General features: G+C 56.8%; 17 protein-coding genes. 14 read left to right on the top strand and 3 right to left on the bottom strand.

Translation table 11 applies throughout. The features are described 5' to 3' along the window. Positions 1-17 precede the first annotated feature (17 nt). From H8K04_11975 to H8K04_11945, 7 genes are all read left to right on the top strand, one after another. Complete coding sequence (locus H8K04_11975; GenBank protein ID UVT14566.1) at positions 18-404, top strand: rod-binding protein; 387 nt, start codon at positions 18-20, stop codon at positions 402-404. An 87-nt stretch (positions 405-491) separates the two neighbouring features. Next, complete coding sequence (gene flgM, locus H8K04_11970) at positions 492-797, top strand: flagellar biosynthesis anti-sigma factor FlgM (protein UVT14565.1); 306 nt, start codon at positions 492-494, stop codon at positions 795-797. A gap of 94 nt (positions 798-891) precedes the next feature. Continuing rightward, positions 892-1404 carry a flagellar export chaperone FlgN gene (flgN, locus tag H8K04_11965; protein ID UVT14564.1) on the top strand — a complete coding sequence of 171 codons (513 nt, stop codon included), beginning with the start codon at positions 892-894 and terminating at the stop codon, positions 1402-1404. Positions 1405-1406: 2 nt separating this feature from the next. Continuing rightward, positions 1407-3434, top strand: coding sequence for a flagellar hook-associated protein FlgK (gene flgK, locus H8K04_11960; GenBank protein ID UVT14563.1), 2028 nt, complete (start codon positions 1407-1409; stop codon positions 3432-3434). Positions 3435-3447: 13 nt separating this feature from the next. Continuing rightward, the gene (locus H8K04_11955; protein UVT14562.1) at positions 3448-5211 is read left to right on the top strand and encodes a hypothetical protein; all 1764 of its coding nucleotides are present in this window, start codon (positions 3448-3450) and stop codon (positions 5209-5211) included. 140 nt (positions 5212-5351) lie between these two features. Beyond that, entirely contained in the window at positions 5352-5597 is a 246-nt protein-coding gene (gene csrA / locus H8K04_11950; GenBank protein ID UVT14561.1) for a carbon storage regulator CsrA, read from the top strand. 10 nt (positions 5598-5607) lie between these two features. Further along, positions 5608-6090 (top strand): flagellar assembly protein FliW, encoded by a 483-nt coding sequence (locus H8K04_11945; protein UVT14560.1) that lies wholly within the window; start codon positions 5608-5610, stop codon positions 6088-6090. A 288-nt stretch (positions 6091-6378) separates the two neighbouring features. On the opposite strand, the gene H8K04_11940 is transcribed toward H8K04_11945, so the two are convergent. Then, entirely contained in the window at positions 6379-6963 is a 585-nt protein-coding gene (locus H8K04_11940) for a hypothetical protein (protein ID UVT14559.1), read from the bottom strand. 163 nt (positions 6964-7126) lie between these two features. Between H8K04_11940 and H8K04_11935 the strand changes: the two genes are divergently transcribed. The 3 genes from H8K04_11935 (at position 7127) to H8K04_11925 (ending at position 9564) form a co-directional block, all read left to right on the top strand. After that, on the top strand, positions 7127-7405 hold the full coding sequence (locus H8K04_11935) for a type II toxin-antitoxin system RelE/ParE family toxin (GenBank protein UVT14558.1): 279 nt from the start codon (positions 7127-7129) through the stop codon (positions 7403-7405). A 23-nt stretch (positions 7406-7428) separates the two neighbouring features. Beyond that, on the top strand, positions 7429-7734 hold the full coding sequence (locus tag H8K04_11930) for a HigA family addiction module antidote protein (protein UVT14557.1): 306 nt from the start codon (positions 7429-7431) through the stop codon (positions 7732-7734). Positions 7735-8277: 543 nt separating this feature from the next. Then, positions 8278-9564: a DUF2130 domain-containing protein gene (locus tag H8K04_11925; GenBank protein ID UVT14556.1), complete on the top strand. Its 1287-nt coding sequence runs from the start codon at positions 8278-8280 to the stop codon at positions 9562-9564. Positions 9565-9614: 50 nt separating this feature from the next. Here the strand turns inward: H8K04_11925 and H8K04_11920 are convergent, their stop codons facing one another. Continuing rightward, on the bottom strand, positions 9615-12500 hold the full coding sequence (locus H8K04_11920) for a response regulator (protein UVT14555.1): 2886 nt from the start codon (positions 12498-12500) through the stop codon (positions 9615-9617). Beyond that, positions 12500-13762 (bottom strand): DUF3391 domain-containing protein, encoded by a 1263-nt coding sequence (locus H8K04_11915; GenBank protein UVT14554.1) that lies wholly within the window; start codon positions 13760-13762, stop codon positions 12500-12502. Before H8K04_11915 ends, H8K04_11920 begins: the two co-directional genes overlap by 1 nt. Before the next feature lie 237 nt (positions 13763-13999). Here H8K04_11915 and H8K04_11910 point away from each other — a divergent pair, with 237 nt between their 5' ends. The 4 genes from H8K04_11910 (at position 14000) to H8K04_11895 (ending at position 18019) form a co-directional block, all read left to right on the top strand. Beyond that, the gene (locus H8K04_11910) at positions 14000-14722 is read left to right on the top strand and encodes a flagellar brake protein (GenBank protein UVT14553.1); all 723 of its coding nucleotides are present in this window, start codon (positions 14000-14002) and stop codon (positions 14720-14722) included. Positions 14723-14911: 189 nt separating this feature from the next. Beyond that, positions 14912-16108, top strand: a complete 1197-nt coding sequence (locus H8K04_11905; protein UVT14552.1) for a DegT/DnrJ/EryC1/StrS family aminotransferase — start codon at positions 14912-14914, stop codon at positions 16106-16108. Then, on the top strand, positions 16105-17064 hold the full coding sequence (locus H8K04_11900; protein UVT14551.1) for an NAD-dependent epimerase/dehydratase family protein: 960 nt from the start codon (positions 16105-16107) through the stop codon (positions 17062-17064). Before H8K04_11905 ends, H8K04_11900 begins: the two co-directional genes overlap by 4 nt. A gap of 7 nt (positions 17065-17071) precedes the next feature. After that, entirely contained in the window at positions 17072-18019 is a 948-nt protein-coding gene (locus H8K04_11895) for an SDR family oxidoreductase (GenBank protein UVT14550.1), read from the top strand. The last annotated feature ends 3 nt before the right edge of the window (positions 18020-18022 follow it).

The following is an 18022-nucleotide window of genomic DNA, read 5'->3' as shown; positions in this document are numbered from 1 at the left end:
AATTATGGATATATATAATGTTTAACGAATCATTTGGCAGCCACTCTGTAGCATCGTCACCATTATATGTCGATCCGCGTGTCACCCTTCCCTCCGGTCAGCTCGACCCCCAGGCAAATCCACAAAAGGTGCAGAACCCCGCTGAAGCGCGCCGGCAGCTGGTCAAAGCCGGACACCAGTTTGAGGCCTATTTTATCTCGTACTTACTGAAAGTGATGCGGGAAACGGTTCCTGAGGGGACCATTTCGAATAAGCAAGGGGCCTATTTCCACTCATTTTATGATGAAGAAATCGGGAAACGGGCGGCAGAAGCCGGAGGGATCGGCATCGCCAAGATGGTCCAGGAATATACGGATAAGTATTTTTCATCAGCTCCAATGGGGCACTCAAGTTTTTCCGGATAAAAACCGATAAGAGGCTCGACCGGGGTAAAGTCCACAATTCGAGGGGGATGGCGGCTGGGAGAAGAGAGCGGGGGAAGGAGCGGCGATATGCAGATCTCAGATCATGGGAAAGTCGATCATCTTGCAAAGCTGTTGCTTGGAGTTCATGAGGCGGACAAGTCCGGTGCTCGACAAACGGCTGCCCCGACCCAAGCGGGTAAAGATCAAGTTCAGATTTCCGCACAGGCAAAGGAGCTTCAACGGATTCGAGAACTGGCCAATCAACCTGACCCTGAGCGGACGGAACATGTGGAGCGCATCAAACGCTCTCTTGATAGCGGCACGTATGATGTCTCCGGACGTGCGGTTGGAGACGCGCTCATCAAGCAGGTGCTGACCGACGCCGTGCTCTAGCATCCGCCGGTCCAGAGTCTGAACACACTCTGCTCTCGGCCCAAAGAGACAGATGGCGGAACGCAGCGCACCCCCATGATCACAAGGAGTCTGTATGCCCGTGTCTACGTTCTCGCCGGCGATCACCCAGCTCTGCCGCTTGTTGGATCAGGAAAAAGCGACCTGCCTGCAGCTGCTTGAGACGATTCACACAGAACGAGCCGCCATCCGGACGATGGCCATCACCGAATTTCACCCTATCAATTGCCGCCGGCTGGCGATTCTGGAGTCGCTGCAGTCTCTCGCCGACGAACGGGAGCAACTTGTTCGAGAACTGGCGTCACATCACGGCTTGCCGGAGGGGGCATCGATCCAGAACCTGATCGACCATGTACGAAGCGCCGCGTCGGATGACTTGCGGGAGCGCTACCGAAGCTATATGACGATAGCCAAAGCCGTCCGTGACGAAATCAAACAGAATGTCGTGCTCATCGAAGGCATTCGCGGCGTGGTCGATCAAGCTCTTTCGGCCGGCGCACCCGTCGTGCCGGGTCGGGAGTTGTATACCGCCGACGGGCAATCGTTCGTCGCGTCTCACGTCAACGTACTCATTCATCAGCAAGGCTAATCATGATCGGTCTATCGTCGCTCTTCGACATCGCGCGAAGCGCACTGACCACCTCGCAACAAGCGCTCGCTGTCACCGGCCATAACGTCGCCAACGTCAATACTCCGGGCTATTCGCGACAGGAAGCGGTGCTCACCGAGCGGCCTCCGCTGGACGGACAGCCCGGCATGGCGGGGACCGGCGTCATGGCCACGACCATCAGACGGTACACGGATCAATTCATCAACCGGCAACTCACCATTTCTCAGCAGGATCTTGGACGCCTGGCCTCGTCGAAGGACGAGTTGTTCCGCCTGCAGAACTTGTTCGGAGACAGCAATAATCAAGGCATCGCCGCGCGAATGAATGATTTTTTCAGCGCCCTGCAAGATGTGTCCACCAATCCGGGGGAGCTGGCGGCTCGCTCCGTCGTATTGGCGAACGCGAGACAGTTGGCGTCGAGCATCAATCAGGCCTCCACCGACCTGGTCACGTCGCGACAGTCACTGAACTTCCAAGTCAAGCAGACGGTCGGCGAAATCAACAGCCTGTCGAAGCAAATCGCCGAGCTGAACAGTCAGATCGTCAGGGCCGAGGTGTCGGGTCAAAATGCCAACGATCTTCGGGATCAGCGTGAATTGGCGTTGAATGAGCTGGCAACGCGCATCGATATCACAACCGTGGAGTCCGGAACCGGGGCGCTGACGGTCTTCGCTGCGCGGGGACAGGTTCTGGTGGAGAACGGCTCAATTCGGGAATTGACGGCTGTCGAGGATCCGGACAACGACGGGCTGTTCTCGGTCGGCTATTCCACCGGCGGCACACGTCCCTTGAGCATCGACGCGCTGATTTCGAACGGGCGCCTGCGTAGCCTGTTGGATGTCCGCGATACCACGGTCCGAAACCTGGAAACCTCGTTCGACCGGATGGCAGCGACGTTGGCGAACGCCGTGAACGTCATCCATCGGCAAGGGTATGGGCTCGACGGATCGACGGGACAGGACTTGTTCGGTCCCGCAACGGTGACCTCGCGGGCTATGACGGCCAATCAGGGGGCCGCGGCGATCAACGGTGGCGCAGTCACCGCAAACGGGCTACTGACGTTTCATGACTACGAGATCCGCTTCTCTTCGGCGACAGCCTATTCCATCGTGGATGCCACGACCGGGGCCACCATTCGCGGCAACTATACCGGTACGGCGATCACGGCGCCTTCCGCGGACAATCCGTTGTCCATTGTAACCGGGACGAACGATACACTCACGGTGACGGTCGATGGTGTGGCGTCCGGGACAATCACCCTAACTGGCGCCGCGAGTCCGGGCCTGTCGTACACCTCGGGTGCGGCCCTCGCGCAGGAAGTACAGAGCAAGATCAATGGAGATGCAACGCTGCAGGCAGCCGGAAAAAGCGTAGCGGTCGCCTATGACACCACGACCCATCGCCTGGTCATCACCTCGAACAATACGACAGCCTCGTCGGCCGTCAGCGTGACCGGCGGCACGGCTCGGACCTCGCTTGGGTTGATCGCCGGCACCAGTACGGCCGCCTCGGGCACATATGCGAGCCCGACGACCCTTACATTCGACGGGCTCGGTGTGACGTTGACCGGCGCGGCGGCGGCCGGAGACGTCTTCGAAGTCGATTCGTACAGCCACGCGGCGCGTGATCTGACGGTTGCGCTCACGAATCCCTCGTCCGTCGCGGCTTCATCCACGCGAACCGGTATTCCGGGAAACAATACCAATCTCCTTTCGCTGGTTGCGCTTCAGCAGCGACGATTCGCGAGTCTGGATGACGGCACGTTGAACGACGCCTATCGGACCGTTGCGGCGGAGCTGGGCGTTGCCGCGCAGACGGCCGGTCGAGACCTGGAAGCGAAAGAGATCCTGAAGGATCAGATTGAGACGTTGCGCGCGCAGGTATCCGGTGTGTCCCTCGACGAAGAATTGGTGAACCTCATCAAATTTCAACGGGGGTTCGAAGCCGCGTCGCGACTGGTGCGCCTCACCGACGAGATGTTCCAAACGCTGTTGGCGATCAAACCTTAGCACCGAGGCTTCCATGCGGGTGACAGAGCTGCAGACCTTCGGCGTGCTCACAAATAATCTGACCCGCTCACGCGCGAGGATGCTGGAACTCCAGGAGCAGGTGTCGACCGGCAAGCAGGTGCGCCAACCGTCCGATGATCCCAGCGCGTTCAACCACATCGCGTTGGACAAGGCCTCGCTCGTCGTGATCGAGCAACGGGGACGAAATATCAAATTTGGGCAGACAAGGCTGGATCTTTCAGACAATGCCCTCAGTCAAGCGATGAACTCGCTGTCCCGTGTGCAGCAGCTCGCGGTACAGTTTCGCAACGATTCGAACGGTGCGGCGGAGCGGACCATCGGCGCCAAAGAAGTGCGGCAATTGTTCGCGCAGCTCCAACAGTCGGCCAATACTGTGCTGAACGACCAGCCGATCTTCACCGGCACCAGCACGCATGGACGGATAACTGGACTTGCCTTGACGACACCCGTGACGCTGACGAACGCCACCAACGATACTCTCAGCGTGACGGTGGACGGGGTCACGTCGGGCACGATCGATCTGACATCCGGGACGGAATCTTTGTCAGGAACCCAACTTGCGGCACGCCTCCAAAACCGCATCAACGCGGATACGGCTCTGGCCGATGCCGGGAAGAGCGTGACCGTCACGTTTGACGGCGATCATCTCGTCATCGCATCCGATTCGAACGGTTCGCAGTCCTCGGTGCGTGTGACCGGAGGCTCGGCCCGAACCACACTTGGACTCACGGGTGGAAGCGAGACAACCGGCGGTACGCCGTTCGCACTCACCGCCACCGTCGCATCTGCCGCCGGCAACACCGGCGGGGCTGTGGCCGGACACGGCCGGGTCGTGGATGAAAACGCCGCCACCCTGGACGATTATGTGATCCGGTTCACGTCAGCGACGACGTACGATGTGTTGAACGTGACGGTTCCCGTGACTGCAACGCGCGGCTCATCCAACACCGGTGGCGCCGCTGTGCAGAACGCCGGAATGGTGAATGCGTCGGGCCTCACATTGCACGACTATCAAATTCAGTTTACGTCCTCGACACAGTACTCGGTGATCGACCAGACGACCAGCACCACGCTGTCGTCCGGTAACACGTATGTGTCGGGCGAGTCGATTTCATTCGCCGGCTTGCGTGTGGTGCTGGCAAACGGCCAACAAGGTGGGCCTCAAACCGGGGATACCTTCTCCTTCAATGTGTCGCCGAGGACCGTCCTTACCAACCAGACGTATGCCTCGGGAAGCGAGATCAGCTTCGAGGGCATCCGGGTGACGCTCAGCAACGGGACAGGGGCGCCGGCAAACGGAGATCTCTTCTCCATCGTCTCGGGCTTACAGTATCAAGGGGACGCAGGAAGCCATGCCATCGAAATCGGAACCGGCCAGACCGTACCGACCAATGTCGCCGGCGATCGGGCTTTCACTTCGGGTGGGGTGGATATATTCGCGGGGGTCAAACAGCTGATCAGCGCATTGCGCGGCAATGACGGGCAGGGCATCACCGAGGCCCTGGGCGACCTGAATCGAGGGGTGTCGCAAATGGCAGCGATTCAGGGAGAAGTAGGTGCAACATCCAATCGTCTGACCACAAGCGCCGCGCAGCTTGAAGACACCAAAGGGTTCTTCCTCCAGTCGCTCTCGCAAACCGAGGATGTCGATCTGGCCAAAGCCATCTCAGATTTGACTCTGCAACAGTTTGCGATCGAAGCGGCGAGCAGGACATTGACGAAGGTATTTGAAAACTCGCTGTTGAATTATCTGTGAGCAGGGAACGGACAGGCATGATGCCGAAGATGTTCTGCAAGTCAGTTCAATAGATGGAGTCTGCTCCTTGCGGCATAAAGTTTCCGTTCCAGTAGGCCGATAAGGGTGAGGACTCGTACCTCGCGCCATGGAAGGCTGGTATGCTGGTACTCACACGGCGGTGTGGAGAAAGTGTCACAATCGGTCCCGATATCCGCGTGGTCGTGCTTGGGTTGAAAAGCGGACAAGTCCGTCTTGGTATCGAAGCGCCGCGGGAGGTTGCGGTTCACCGGGAAGAAGTCTATGCGAGGATTCAAGACGAAAATCGATTGGCGGCAAAGACTCAAGCCGTGCCGCTCGACGCGTTACGCCGATTGATTCCTGCAAAACGCCGAATGGCCTCGTGAGGGTATATCTGTGAAGTGCACATCGACCCGCTTTGGATCGTTCGAGGTTGCCGACGAAAGCGTCATACGCTTTCCTTCAGGGCTCCTTGGTTTTCCTGACCAACAACGGTACGTGATGTTGGATCATGATACCGAAGCCCCGTTCCGGTGGCTCCAGTCGGTTGAAGAACCGGGGCTGGCCTTTGTCATCCTGGACCCAACCACGTTCTATTCCGACTATCACGTCGATATTCCCGCCGACGCTTTAGCCGAAATCAAAGGTGAAGAGGGCGAGGACCTCGCGCTGGTCGTAGTCCTAACGATACCGTCGGACGATCCGGGTCGGATCACGGCCAATCTGCGAGGCCCGCTCGTCATGAGCCATAAGACCAAACTCGGGAAACAGCTGGTTCTTTCAGAGGAATATCCCACCAGACACCCTTTGTTTCCGATCTCCGAGCGTCCGGCACCAGAAACGACACAAGCCGGCGTTGCCGCCGAATGCCGGGTCTAGCGAATAAGCACCCACTCTGACCGATCTAATACTCTGGCCACTTCTGTGTCCGAACCTAGAGAATGTTCTTTCTAGCGGTTTTCATGCCTACATGACGGATTGCTCTTTTGCCATTGCTTTATCAACGGTTGGGCTTCAGCTGGCGTGCGTGGTCAAGTTGCCTCGCGGATAATTTCGGCTTCACGCCAAATTTCACTCCCGCCGCCTCGCTGTCTGTACTCCGGCTTTGGTACGTTCGACAATTAACTCACGTTCAAATGACCATTTATGAAACAGACTGCGCCTTGCCTACTCGCCGCGTACCCGATTGAGGGAAAACGAATTGTAAATCTCAAGCAACCCTGAAAGTCCGTTCTTGCCCCGAATCTTCCAGGTTACCCGGAATACCATTTCATCGCCCATTGGTTGATGAGCAAGGCCAACATTTACCGTGACGTTTTCAATTCCTGATGCGGTGTTGTTGCTGGAAATGACTAAGGGGCAATCTGATATCACCTCGACATAGAAGTGTAGGAAATGCGCCCAGCCATCGAGACGAGTCGCATCTATAGGAGGAAGCTCATTCGCCTTCAAGAACGGCTCAAGCTCACTCTCGAAGAGTTTCATTTGCGATATGTTGTCGATCTCGATTCGTTGATCGCGGGGCAATTCATGAAGATGCTTGCCGGTTTTGAGATGGGTATTCGCCAGATTGAAATGGTTCAAAACACTCTGGGCTACGTTACCAGAAAGCTTGCTGTGCAACGCCCAATCGCAATGAAATTTCAGGTAGGGATACTGTTGTCTTGCGTCCTGCTGCTCTAAAAGCTTTCGTATCTCTACCATGAGAGAGACAGCCTGAAGCTCGGTAGTGATGCCGTCACGCAAGAGCATACCCAGCTTTCGTAAAATCTCCGGTTTCGTAAAACCTCCTACGCTTATATTATCACTCGTGAAACATGGCTAGAGGTGAAACCGTCCACAGGGAAACGAGCCAACGATACCTGTGCAGACTTAATAATTGACAAATGTCAATTGACATTTTACAGTTGGGTAGATGATAGACGGTTTTCGACACAAGGGCTTGCAGCTCCTGTTTGAACAGGATGACGGGCGGAAGGTGACAGCAAATCAGGCGGATAGGCTGCGGCTAATCCTGTCGGCACTGAATGCAGCCAGAAGCGTTGAAGATATGAACCAGCCAACCTTTCGGTTGCATCCGCTCAAGGGTGGTAGAAAAGGGGTTTGGGCGGTCACTGTCCGCGCCAACTGGCGGGTTACGTTTCGATTCAGCGAGGGCAATGCCTATGACGTTGGTTTAGAGGATTACCATTAACTGCAAGGAAAACAGAGGTATGTATGATGATGAAAAATCCTGTCCATCCGGGGAAATTGGTTGAAGCAAATTTAGAAGAGCTAGGCTTGAGTGTGGCCGAAGCGGCAAAAGCTATGAAAGTCACGCGGCAACAACTCTATAACGTCACGCGGGGGAAAAGTGCCGTCTCGCCAGATATGGCCTTACGATTGGAAAAAGCCTTTGGGGGTAGTGCGGACATGTGGTTATCCATGCAATCCGCCTATGACCTTGCGCAGGCGCGAAAAGAACAAGGGAAAATCACTATCCGCCGTTTAGTGGAACATGGGGCTGGTGTGTCTTCGCTGTAAGAGGAGAACAGGTATTTTCAAGAGGAGGGCAGTAGAGAACTTCCCTAATATCAAACATCATGTAAGGGTAGCAGGAGAGGCATGTAACTTTAGAACCTCCGAGCATCTGGTGGTATGGTTGACCGCATTCGCATTTATGAGTTCTGTCCCATTCTTCACGTTGCTCAAGCCATGCCAGTTCACCTGTGCTCAATCTCGCAAGGCTGCTCACAGTCGTTGAATCATAAAGTATCATGCTCATCCTCCTATTTGAATTGACCGTATCCCGTCGGGGCACGAAGGTCAACCCCGCTACCCCATGATCATGGCAGTTTCCGATCTCCTGACACCGAAAGTTTCCCCCGTTTGATCTGCCCGTCTCAGAACCGATTGCTTTCTCCAGCAAAAACCGGTAAGCCTTTTCGCCAGTTTTAGGTCAATTCGCCGGCTTTAAAGATAGGCAAGGGCGTACGCACTTGCTCCCACGACGCGTACGTCGAATAAGAATTCACCTAACCACTACTGCAGTGAGTCTCTGAACAATACACTGAGGGCGAATTCAGTATGAGCGAGCCAACCATCATCTGCCCCTCCTGTAAAACGGAAATCAAGTTGACTGAGTCCCTTGCTGCTCCGCTGATCGAATCCACACGCCGTGATTACGAAAAGCGCCTTGCTCAGAAGGATGCCGATGTGGAAAAACGCGATACCGTCTTACGGGATCGGGAAGAAGCCCTATCCAAGGCACAGCAGGCACTCGATGAACAGGTGGCAGAGACACTCAAGCTGGAGCGAGGCAAGATTGCGGTTGAAGAAGGGAAGAAGGCCAAGCTCGCTTTACAAAACGACCTGGACCAGAAGGCCAAGGAAGTTGCTGATCTGAATGACATTCTGAGGCAACGTGACACGAAGCTGGCGGAAGCGCAGAAGGTACAGGCCGACCTGATCAGGAAACAGCGGGAACTGGATGATGCCAAGCGTGAGCTGGACCTGACAGTCGAAAAGCGCGTCCAAGAAGGATTGGCGACGACCCGTGAACAGGCCAAGAAAGAAGCGGAAGAAAGTCTCAAACTCAAGGTGATGGAGGCAGAGCAAACGATCGCTTCGATGCAAAAACAGATCGAGGATCTCAAACGAAAGGCCGAACAGGGGTCACAGCAGCTTCAGGGCGAGGTGCAGGAATTGGAGTTGGAAGCGCTGCTCCGGGCCAAATTCCCGCGGGATACGATCGAGCCCGTCCCCAAAGGTGAATACGGAGGGGACGCGCTTCAGCGTGTCGCCGGGTCGAGCGGGCAGCCGTGCGGCACGATCATCTGGGAATCGAAACGGACCAAGAATTGGAGTGACGGCTGGCTGGCCAAGCTTCGTGAGGACCAACGCGCCGCCAAAGCGGAGATCGCGGTCATCGTCAGTCACTCGCTCCCCAAAGAAGTAGAAACCTTCGGAGTGATTGATGGCGTTTGGGTGACGCACCCCAAGACCATACTCCCACTGGCCGTCACTCTCCGCCACACGCTGATCGAAGTGGCGTCAGCCCGGCAGGCTTCCGAAGGGCAACAGACCAAGACCGAGATGATCTATCAGTACCTGACGGGCCCGCGTTTCCGGCAGCGAGTCGAGGCCATCGTCGAGGCGTTCGATTCAATGAAGGAGGATCTCGATAAGGAGAAAAAGGCGATCATCAAACAATGGGCCAAACGAGAAGAGCAGATTGATCGCGTGATGCAGGCCACGGCCGGGATGTATGGAGACCTGCAGGGGATTGCGGGGAAGACGATTCAAGAAATAGAAGGGTTGGAATTACGCGCTCTGAATCCGCCTGCTTCCGATCCCACCAATACCGATAATTGAGTTGGCGATGAGCCAGAGTAGGTACTGTGTTGTCGAGGAGGGTGGTTACCTTACGCGGCTGCTCGGGGGAGAGGCTGGTATCCCTGCCGGTAGGCTTCCAGCACACGGACGAGCCGAGCGACTTCGAGCTCGAGTTGCGCATAGACGGGGGGCGCATCATGGAGTGTATTCAGGCGACCGACCGCTTCGAGACGGCCGGCGGTGAGTCCCACCTCGGAGGCGCATAGATTTCCCGCTGTACCCTTGAAGGAATGCGCCGCCCGCTCAACGGCGGTCGAGTCGGCATTGGTCAACGCCGTTCTGATGTCGGCCAGCATCGTTTGGTGTCGATCGAGAAACAGGCAGACGAGTTGAGCGAACAATTCGTTGTCGCGCCCGATATTCTGGTACATTTTCGCGGGGTCAAAAATGCCCCGTACGGGGTCGGTCGTGGGAGAAAGAGGCTCCTCGGATAGAGAGGCACTCGTATCGGACGATGTGGGGATCCAACGTGAAAGTGCGGCTCGCAGTTCGTTCAGTTTGATTGGTTTGGAGAGATAATCGTCCATCCCGGCCGCCAAGCAGCGCTCGCGATCCCCTTGCATGGCATTTGCCGTCACCGCGATGATCGGAATATGCGGGATCGCATACGGCGTACCGGTTGAACGAGCGACACCCTCATCGAGCGTGTGAGGAAGCTCGACTGACTGTTCACGTTCTCGGATGCTTCGGGTTGTTTCAAATCCATCCAAAATCGGCATCTGACAATCCATCAGGATGGCGGCATAGTCTCCCTTTGCCAGCGCTACCAAAGCCTCTTGGCCATTGTCGACGACGTCCGGCTGGTATCCCAGTTTCTCCACCATGCGCACCGCGAGTTTCTGATTCACGAGATTGTCTTCCACCACCAGCACACGCCGATGCTGGACATTTTCCGCGACCGTATGCCTCGTAATGAGTTGCGGGACGACTGCCAGGGTCTGGGTGTCTCTCTGTTCCTGGCTCTCGGGTACGCCGAGCACGGTTTTTAGACAGTCGCGCAGTTCGTCATGGCGGACCGGCTTCGGCAGGTAGCCCATCGCACCGGCCTGGCGAGCCTGTTCTGCGTGGCCCCGTTGCAGTATCGAGGTCATGACCACAAGGCGGATTCCTGACCCTTCAGGGTGATATTGCAGTTCTCGCGCGAGCTGCAACCCGTCCTTTCCCGGCATGACCACATCCAAGATGGCGAGATCGTATGGCTCTCCTCGCTGCGTTGACTGCGTGATCCGTTCCAAGCCCGCTTCGGCGTCTTCCGCAAGGTCGTCAACCATGCCCCAACCTGAGACCAAATGGTGCAAAATCAAACGATTCGATTCGTTGTCATCGACGATCAAGACTCGTTTCCCGGCAAGATCTCCAGTCGGCAGAATAGCGTGGGGAGAGCCGGCTTGTTTCGAGAGTCGCGCGGTGCACCAGAAGGTGCTTCCTTGTCCTGCGACGCTGCGGACTCCGATTTGTCCTCCCATCAATTCCACGAGTTGCTTGGAAATCGAAAGGCCGAGGCCGGTCCCGCCGTACTTCCTCGTCGTCGAGCTGTCTGCTTGGACAAATGGACGGAATAGCTTGGCTTGAGTATCCGGACTGATGCCGATACCGCTATCCGTGACTTCGAAACGGATGACGGCGGCATCGGCGAGGTCTTCCTCGAGGAAAGCCTGCAGGGTCACTTCGCCTTTGTCGGTAAACTTCACGGCGTTGGCCACAAGGTTGGTCAGTATCTGGCGCAGCCGTCCTGGATCGCCTTTGAGCCCGGTCGGAACCGCCGCGTGCACGAGTCCGGTCAGTTCCAGCCCTTTCGTCTCGGCCCGTTCGGCAAATTGCGCCAATACTTGCTCGACCGTCGTCCGCAAGTTGAAATCGAGGCACTCCAACTCCAGTTTACCCGCCTCGATCTTGCTGCATTCCAGCACATCGTTGATCAACTCAAGCAGCGCCTCACCGCACAGCCGGATGGTTTCCGCGTAGGATTGCTGTTCAGGCGTCAAGTTTGTTTCCATCAACAAACTCGTCATTCCGATGACGCCGTTCATGGGGGTTCGCAGTTCATGGCTGACCGTTGCGAGGAACGCCGTTTTGACCCGTGCGGATTCTTTTGCCTCATCGAGAGCCCGGTCGAGGCGTTGGTTGCTATGGCGAAGCTCCTCGGCCGACAGTTGGAGCGCCTGCTGTGTCTCACGGACGCTCGTCATGTCGGTGGCGTAGCCTCGAACCACTCCAAAGATTGGAACCGGACAAAAGGTCCATACAAAGCTGGCACCCGGGAGGACGACTTCTTCGCCGTGCAGGATGTGCCGAGTCGTGAGACAGCGCTGCACGATGTCCGGAAGCCGACCGGGTACCACATTGGGAAACCCTTCGGGACTGTATCCGAATCGGGAGAGCAACGAGATCATCGCCGGGTTGGCATACGACAAGCTCGCGTGCCGATCCAGCTCGATGATCGGAGAGGGGCTTTCCTCGGCAATGGCGGCCAAGCGATCACGGTCGTGTTCCAGTTCCACTTCATACGACAGGTCTCGCAGACTGACGACCAAAACACTCATCCCATCGTGCATGGCTGGGGCGCAAGTCCACTCCACCGGGACGGGAGCGATCCTCCCTCTCAAAAAGAGTTGTTGTGTCGCCGAGGCGGGACGGCCTTTGAGCGCTCCGGTCAGCTGTGACGTAATCGTCGCGGCATCGGATCGAGTGAGCCTGGACCACAGAGCCGGAAATGATTTCGGGACGCGGGAAGTTGACCGTGGCCCGAGCAACCGAAGCCCCTCTCGGTTGGCGGTCTGAATCGTGAGATCGGCGTTGAGGACGATGCAGGCGAGAGGCAGCCCTTCGAATAGATCCACCATGGGGAACACACCCGGCGGAGCGACTGCGATTCGATGTCGATATGTTATTCGCTTCCGTCCAGACCGTTTCATCAAGCGGCTCGTGACAGAGTTTGGTCCAGATGTATGCCGATGTTCATGCGTTCTTTGGCCGGGTCGAGGACGCGCAGCACCGTTCGCACCGTGCGGTCGGGGGACGGCACGGCCAGGTCAATCTCGAGAGGCGTCGTATAGGATCCTCCTTGTGGGTCGGTCGTGATTTTCACAAGAGGCTTGAGCCGTTGCTGAGGGTTGGCTCCGATTACGACTGCCTGTTCGCCGGTATTCAGCTTGACCAGACTTCCGACCGGATAGACGCCGATGCTCCGAATCATCAGTTCCACTAGAGATTTTTCGAACTGTCCTTTTTCGCCGGCTAGAAAGAGTTGCCGCACGGCATCGTGTGGAATCATGGCGGGACGAGATCCGTGTCGACTGACCATGCCGTCATAGTAATTGACGATGCCGACGATCTGCGCGTGGCGTGAGATCTGATCATTGCCTAGGCCGGCCGGATAGCCGCTTCCATCGGCGCGTTCATGATGCTCCCTGACGATGCGCAAGACGTCCTCGGGCATGCCGGGATGCTCGGAGAGAAGCGTCACCCCCAATTTACAATGCTGTTCCAGAAGTGTCTTGTCTTGTCCGGTGCATTCTTCCCGTTTGCGAACAAGATTTCGTGGCAGGCGAACATACCCTGCGTCGTGGAGTAACGCGCCGATACCGATTTGTTCGAGCAGCGGTTGCTCCACCCCGCTTTCAATGGCCACGACGAGGGACAGGACGCAAGTATCCAGCGCATGAGCCGTCAATGACCGATCGAACTGTTTGATTTTCTGAATGGCGACCTGTGTGGCCATGGCGGTGCGGTCGCTGAGGATTTGTGCCAGCACATTCGAGACGATCGCCTTGGTGGTCTCGAAAGTCGGAGGAACTCCGCGTTCAAGCTCTTCGAAAATGCGTTCGACAGCTTCGTGAGCCTGTGCATAGACGATCGTCACGGTATGATCGTCAGGCTGCTTCGACTCCGATGGACGTTCGGTGCTGGGGTTCGGAGGAGTGGATGCGTCCGGGGTGGCCTGTTGCCGGTCTGCCGTGGGCGGCGTATTCGCCGGAGCCTCTGATGAAATATCGCATCCTTTACTGGTATCGATCGTCACCATCCTAATCCCATGTTGCTTCATGAGTTCGATGGTCTGGAGATCCTTGATCATTCGCTTATGCGAGAGGAACGGGGTTCGATACCAAGGGACATCCATCTCGATGATGTACATGCCTGGAATCAGCTGCTCGATCGGAATGCGCTTGATTGCCATATGTCTTGGACTCCGAGTCAGAAGTGTCTCCGGTCGGGCGTGCCGACTGAAGAGAGGCCTCGTGTGTGTTATCGGCGAAGGATGCGTCGAACTTGATCGTTATCCTTGCATCGAGATGTGTTGTGATCGGTTCTGAGCCGGTGTGATCGATCCTGGTTCCTCAAGATCGGCCCGGAACGTTCCGATAGAGTTCATCAGAGTCGGTTTGTGTCGACTGAGAGCTGAGGAACGATCATCATGAATGACGTTGCCGTGTCTGTTCCCCCTGCGGATTCCTTCTTGTCGGTCGGATTGTCGCTGAAAGTATCCCTCACCATTGATCAACAAAAGGTGACGTATGGCTCGACCCTTCTAGGGTGGAAGGATCACGCTTGGCTGGTCTGCGAACGACCGCTACAACTCGGTTATGATCAGCAAGTCTCCGGAGGCACGCCATGCATTATCAGCTATCTTCATGACGGCAAGCTGGTCGGATACCACAGCGAGATACGCGATCTGACTCTTTCGCCGGTGCCATTGCTGTTCATCGCCTATCCGAAGCTCGTGGAGGAAATGCATCTGCGCAAGCATGAACGCGTGTCGTCCAATGAGCCGATCCTATTGATGCGAACCGGCGCGGGCAATGCGTCCGTGTCCACGCTGTCCAGCGGCGACTATCTTGGTGGTTTGCTCAAAGACCTCAGTGAGGGAGGGTGCAGTGTGTTGTTGGCCCAAAGACCTTCATGGTTGCGATCGGGAATTACAGTCCGCTTGGAGTTCGAGCTGCCTGGCCTGGGGCATATTACCAACCTGACGGGCCTCGTCAAGAGCGCGGAGACGCGAAATGGCAACGACCTAATCGGTGTCGAGTTTCGATTCAATGAACTGGAGTACATCGAATATCGGGGCTGGGGCGGATCTGTGCGGCAGGCGATTGAACAATGGACGACACAGAAATCGGGCTCGCAACCGGTTCTGTAACCACCGACCTTTATCTTCCATCCCAAGGACTTTTGTACCGTATCGGTCGGCAAATACTGCCGAATGACTCGTGCACGGGCGCACAAGCCGACATTCAACCTCCATATATTGTGCGACGGCAATGGCACATATCTTGAACTCTTGCGCTTCAGCCTGAACAGCGAGTCAGGCTGATCAGGAGGGAGCGCCATGGATGGCCTCGGTACGACACAGCGCGAGCTGAATCCTCGGTGGTGTCTGGCGTACGACACGATCGACCGCCACGACATCGATCGCTTGATCCAGTGGCTTCGCACGTATCCCCGATTAACGAAGGGTGCCGTCACCCGCGACTTTGAGTCGCGTTGGTCAAGCTGGTTGGCCCGCCCGTACTCCGTGTATTGCAATTCCGGATCGTCGGCCAATCTCTTGATGTACTACACGCTGCTCGTCTCCGGGCGGTTGCGTAACAAGAAAGTGATCGTCCCCAGTGTCGGCTGGGTGACGTCGATTGCACCGGCCATACAATTCGGTTTTGAACCGATCATGTGCGAGGCCGATCCGGAGACGTTCGGCCTGGATTTGAACCATCTTGAGACACTGCTCCAACGCCATCAGGCTCAGACGGTCATGCTGGTTCAGGTCCTGGGTGTTCCGCATAAGATGCGGGAATTGCTGGCGTTGCGAGACCGGTATGGGTTTGTGCTGATGGAGGACGCGTGCGCGGCGATCGGGGCCACCTACGAGGGCCGCCGGATCGGATCGTTCGGAGATCTGGCGAGCTTCTCGTTCTACTTCGGGCACCAAATGTCGACGGTAGAAGGGGGCATGGTTTCCACGGACGACAAATCGCTTGCGGATCTTCTTCTGATGCTCCGGAGCCATGGGTGGAGCAAGGATCTGGATCCCGCCACCCACCGCGCGCTGGTGACGCAACATCTGATCGACGACTTTCATTCCCCGTTCGTGTTCTATGAACCGGGATTCAACCTCCGGTCGACCGATATCAACGCCTTTCTCGGTATCGGTCAGCTCGAAAAACTGGACTGGATGACGGAGCAGCGACGGCGCAACCACACGCGCTATCTCGAGCATCTCGGAGCATCCTTTTATGTGCAGCGGCCTCCGGACGGCAGTCAAGTGGCGAGTATTTCGGTCGGGTTGATTGCCGATTCTCGGGAGCAACGGCGGCGCATTGTGGAAAATCTCGTCAAGCACGGTATCGAGACCCGCATCTTCTCCGCCGGCAATTTGGGGCTTCATCCCTTCTGGGCCAGTCGGTATGGCGTGACCAGTTTTCCCGTCGCCGATCGAGTCCATCATTGCGGGTTTTTCCTGCCCAACCATGCAGGGTTGACCACGGACGATATTGCCGCCATCTCTCGGACGGTTATGGAGGTTGCATGACGGGACCTCTGGTCGTGACCGGCGGGTCTGGTTTATTGGGATCGGCTGTGAGGACATTGCGCCCTCAGGCCGTGTTTTTGACCGGGGCGGACGGCGATCTGCGCCGTCGCGATGTGGCGAAGGCGTTGCTGGAAGACCTGCACCCGGGGAAGTTGTTGCATCTCGCAGGTGTGGTCGGGGGGGTAAAAGCCAATACTACGCAGAACAGTCGTTTTTTCGAGGACAACGCGCTCATCAACACATCCGTGTTGTCGGTGGCCCGTGAGCTTCGTATCCCAAGATTGGTGAGCATCCTTTCAAGCTGCGCATTTCCGATGTTTTCCGATCGCGCGACAACCGAAGACGATCTTCAGTCGGCGTGCCCCTACGACGGCAACGCCGGGTACGGCTATGCGAAGCGCATGCTGGATCTCCATACGCGACTGGCGGCGAAGGAGGACGGGTTGGCATGGACGACACTGACGCCCGTGACCATGTACGGGCCTCATGACTCCTTCGATTCCGAGCATGCGCATGTCGTCGGGTCGCTGATCGGGCGCTGTTGGAGAGCCAAGACGACGGGTGCGCCGTATGTCGTGTGGGGGAGCGGGCGGGCAGTCAGGCAATTCATTTTTGCACGGGACGTTGCGCGCGTGGCATTGGAAGCCGTCGAAATGCATCTCGAACCTTCAACCACGATTGTTGCGGCGGATTCGGGCATCACCATCCGGTCGCTTGCTGAAACCATTGCGGGTGTCATGAACTATACGGGGCCGATCTTCTTCGATGAGGGTCAGCCTGAAGGAGTCCCGATCAAGCGACTACAGAGCGCATGGTTTTCCTCACGCTTTCCAGGATTTCGGTTTACCGACCTCAGAAACGGACTCGCGGAGACAGTCCGCTGGTATATCCAGCATGCATCCTCGGCCGAAACAGCGGGAGCGCCGCCACGCGGCGCATTTGCCCATAAAGGATGATCCATCGATGACCACGACAACCGCACATGTGCTTGTCACCGGAGGCGCGGGCTACATCGGATCAGTCCTTTGCCGGCAGCTCCTCGATCGAGGCTATCGCGTCACGGCGCTCGACAATTTCCTGTACCGACAAAACAGCCTGCTGGACTGCTGTTGTTCCGATGCATTCCGCGTGGTGCGGGGGGATTGCCGCGACGAACGCCTTATGACGGAGTTGCTGCGCGATGCCGACGTCATCATTCCGCTCGCGGCTTTGGTCGGTGCTCCGCTGTGTGATCGCGACAGAATCGGTGCCGCTACCATCAATTGTGAAGCCGTTCACATGTTGTGCAAGCTCTCGTCGCTGAGCCAACGCATCGTGTTTCCTGTTACCAACAGCGGCTATGGCATCGGGCAACCGGGCGTTCCTTGCACTGAAGCCTCTCCGTTGAGGCCGATCAGCCTCTATGGTGAGACGAAGGTGAAGGCCGAACAGGCCGTGTTGGATCGCGGAAACAGCATTACACTTCGGCTGGCGACGGTGTTCGGAGCCTCGCCTCGGATGCGGATGGATCTGTTGGTCAACGATTTCGTATGGCGTGCCGTCCACGACCGTGCCGTGGTGGTGTTCGAAGGACACTGCAAGCGCAACTACATTCATATCCGCGACGTCGTCAAAGCGTTTCTGCATTCCATCCAGCAGTTCGAGTCGATGAAAAACCGGCCATACAACGTTGGCTTGGATGACGCCAATCTGTCCAAGCTTCAATTATGTGCGGAAATCCAGCGGGTCTTGCCGCAATTCGTGTTTTTCGAAGCTCCGATCGGAGAAGACCCCGACAAGCGCGACTATCTCGTCTCGAATGAACGGATTCTCTCGACCGGATTCCGGCCCGACTGGTCGTTGAGTCAAGGCATCCGGGAGTTGGTCAAGTGTTACACCGTCGTCAGTGGAACAGTCTATGGCAACGTGTAATCG

The organism is Nitrospira sp. (assembly GCA_024760525.1).
In the GTDB taxonomy this organism is placed as follows: Bacteria; Nitrospirota; Nitrospiria; order Nitrospirales; family Nitrospiraceae; genus Nitrospira_D.
The sequence above is the reverse complement of the archived record's forward strand: the minus strand, read 5'-3'. Positions and strand labels throughout refer to the sequence as shown.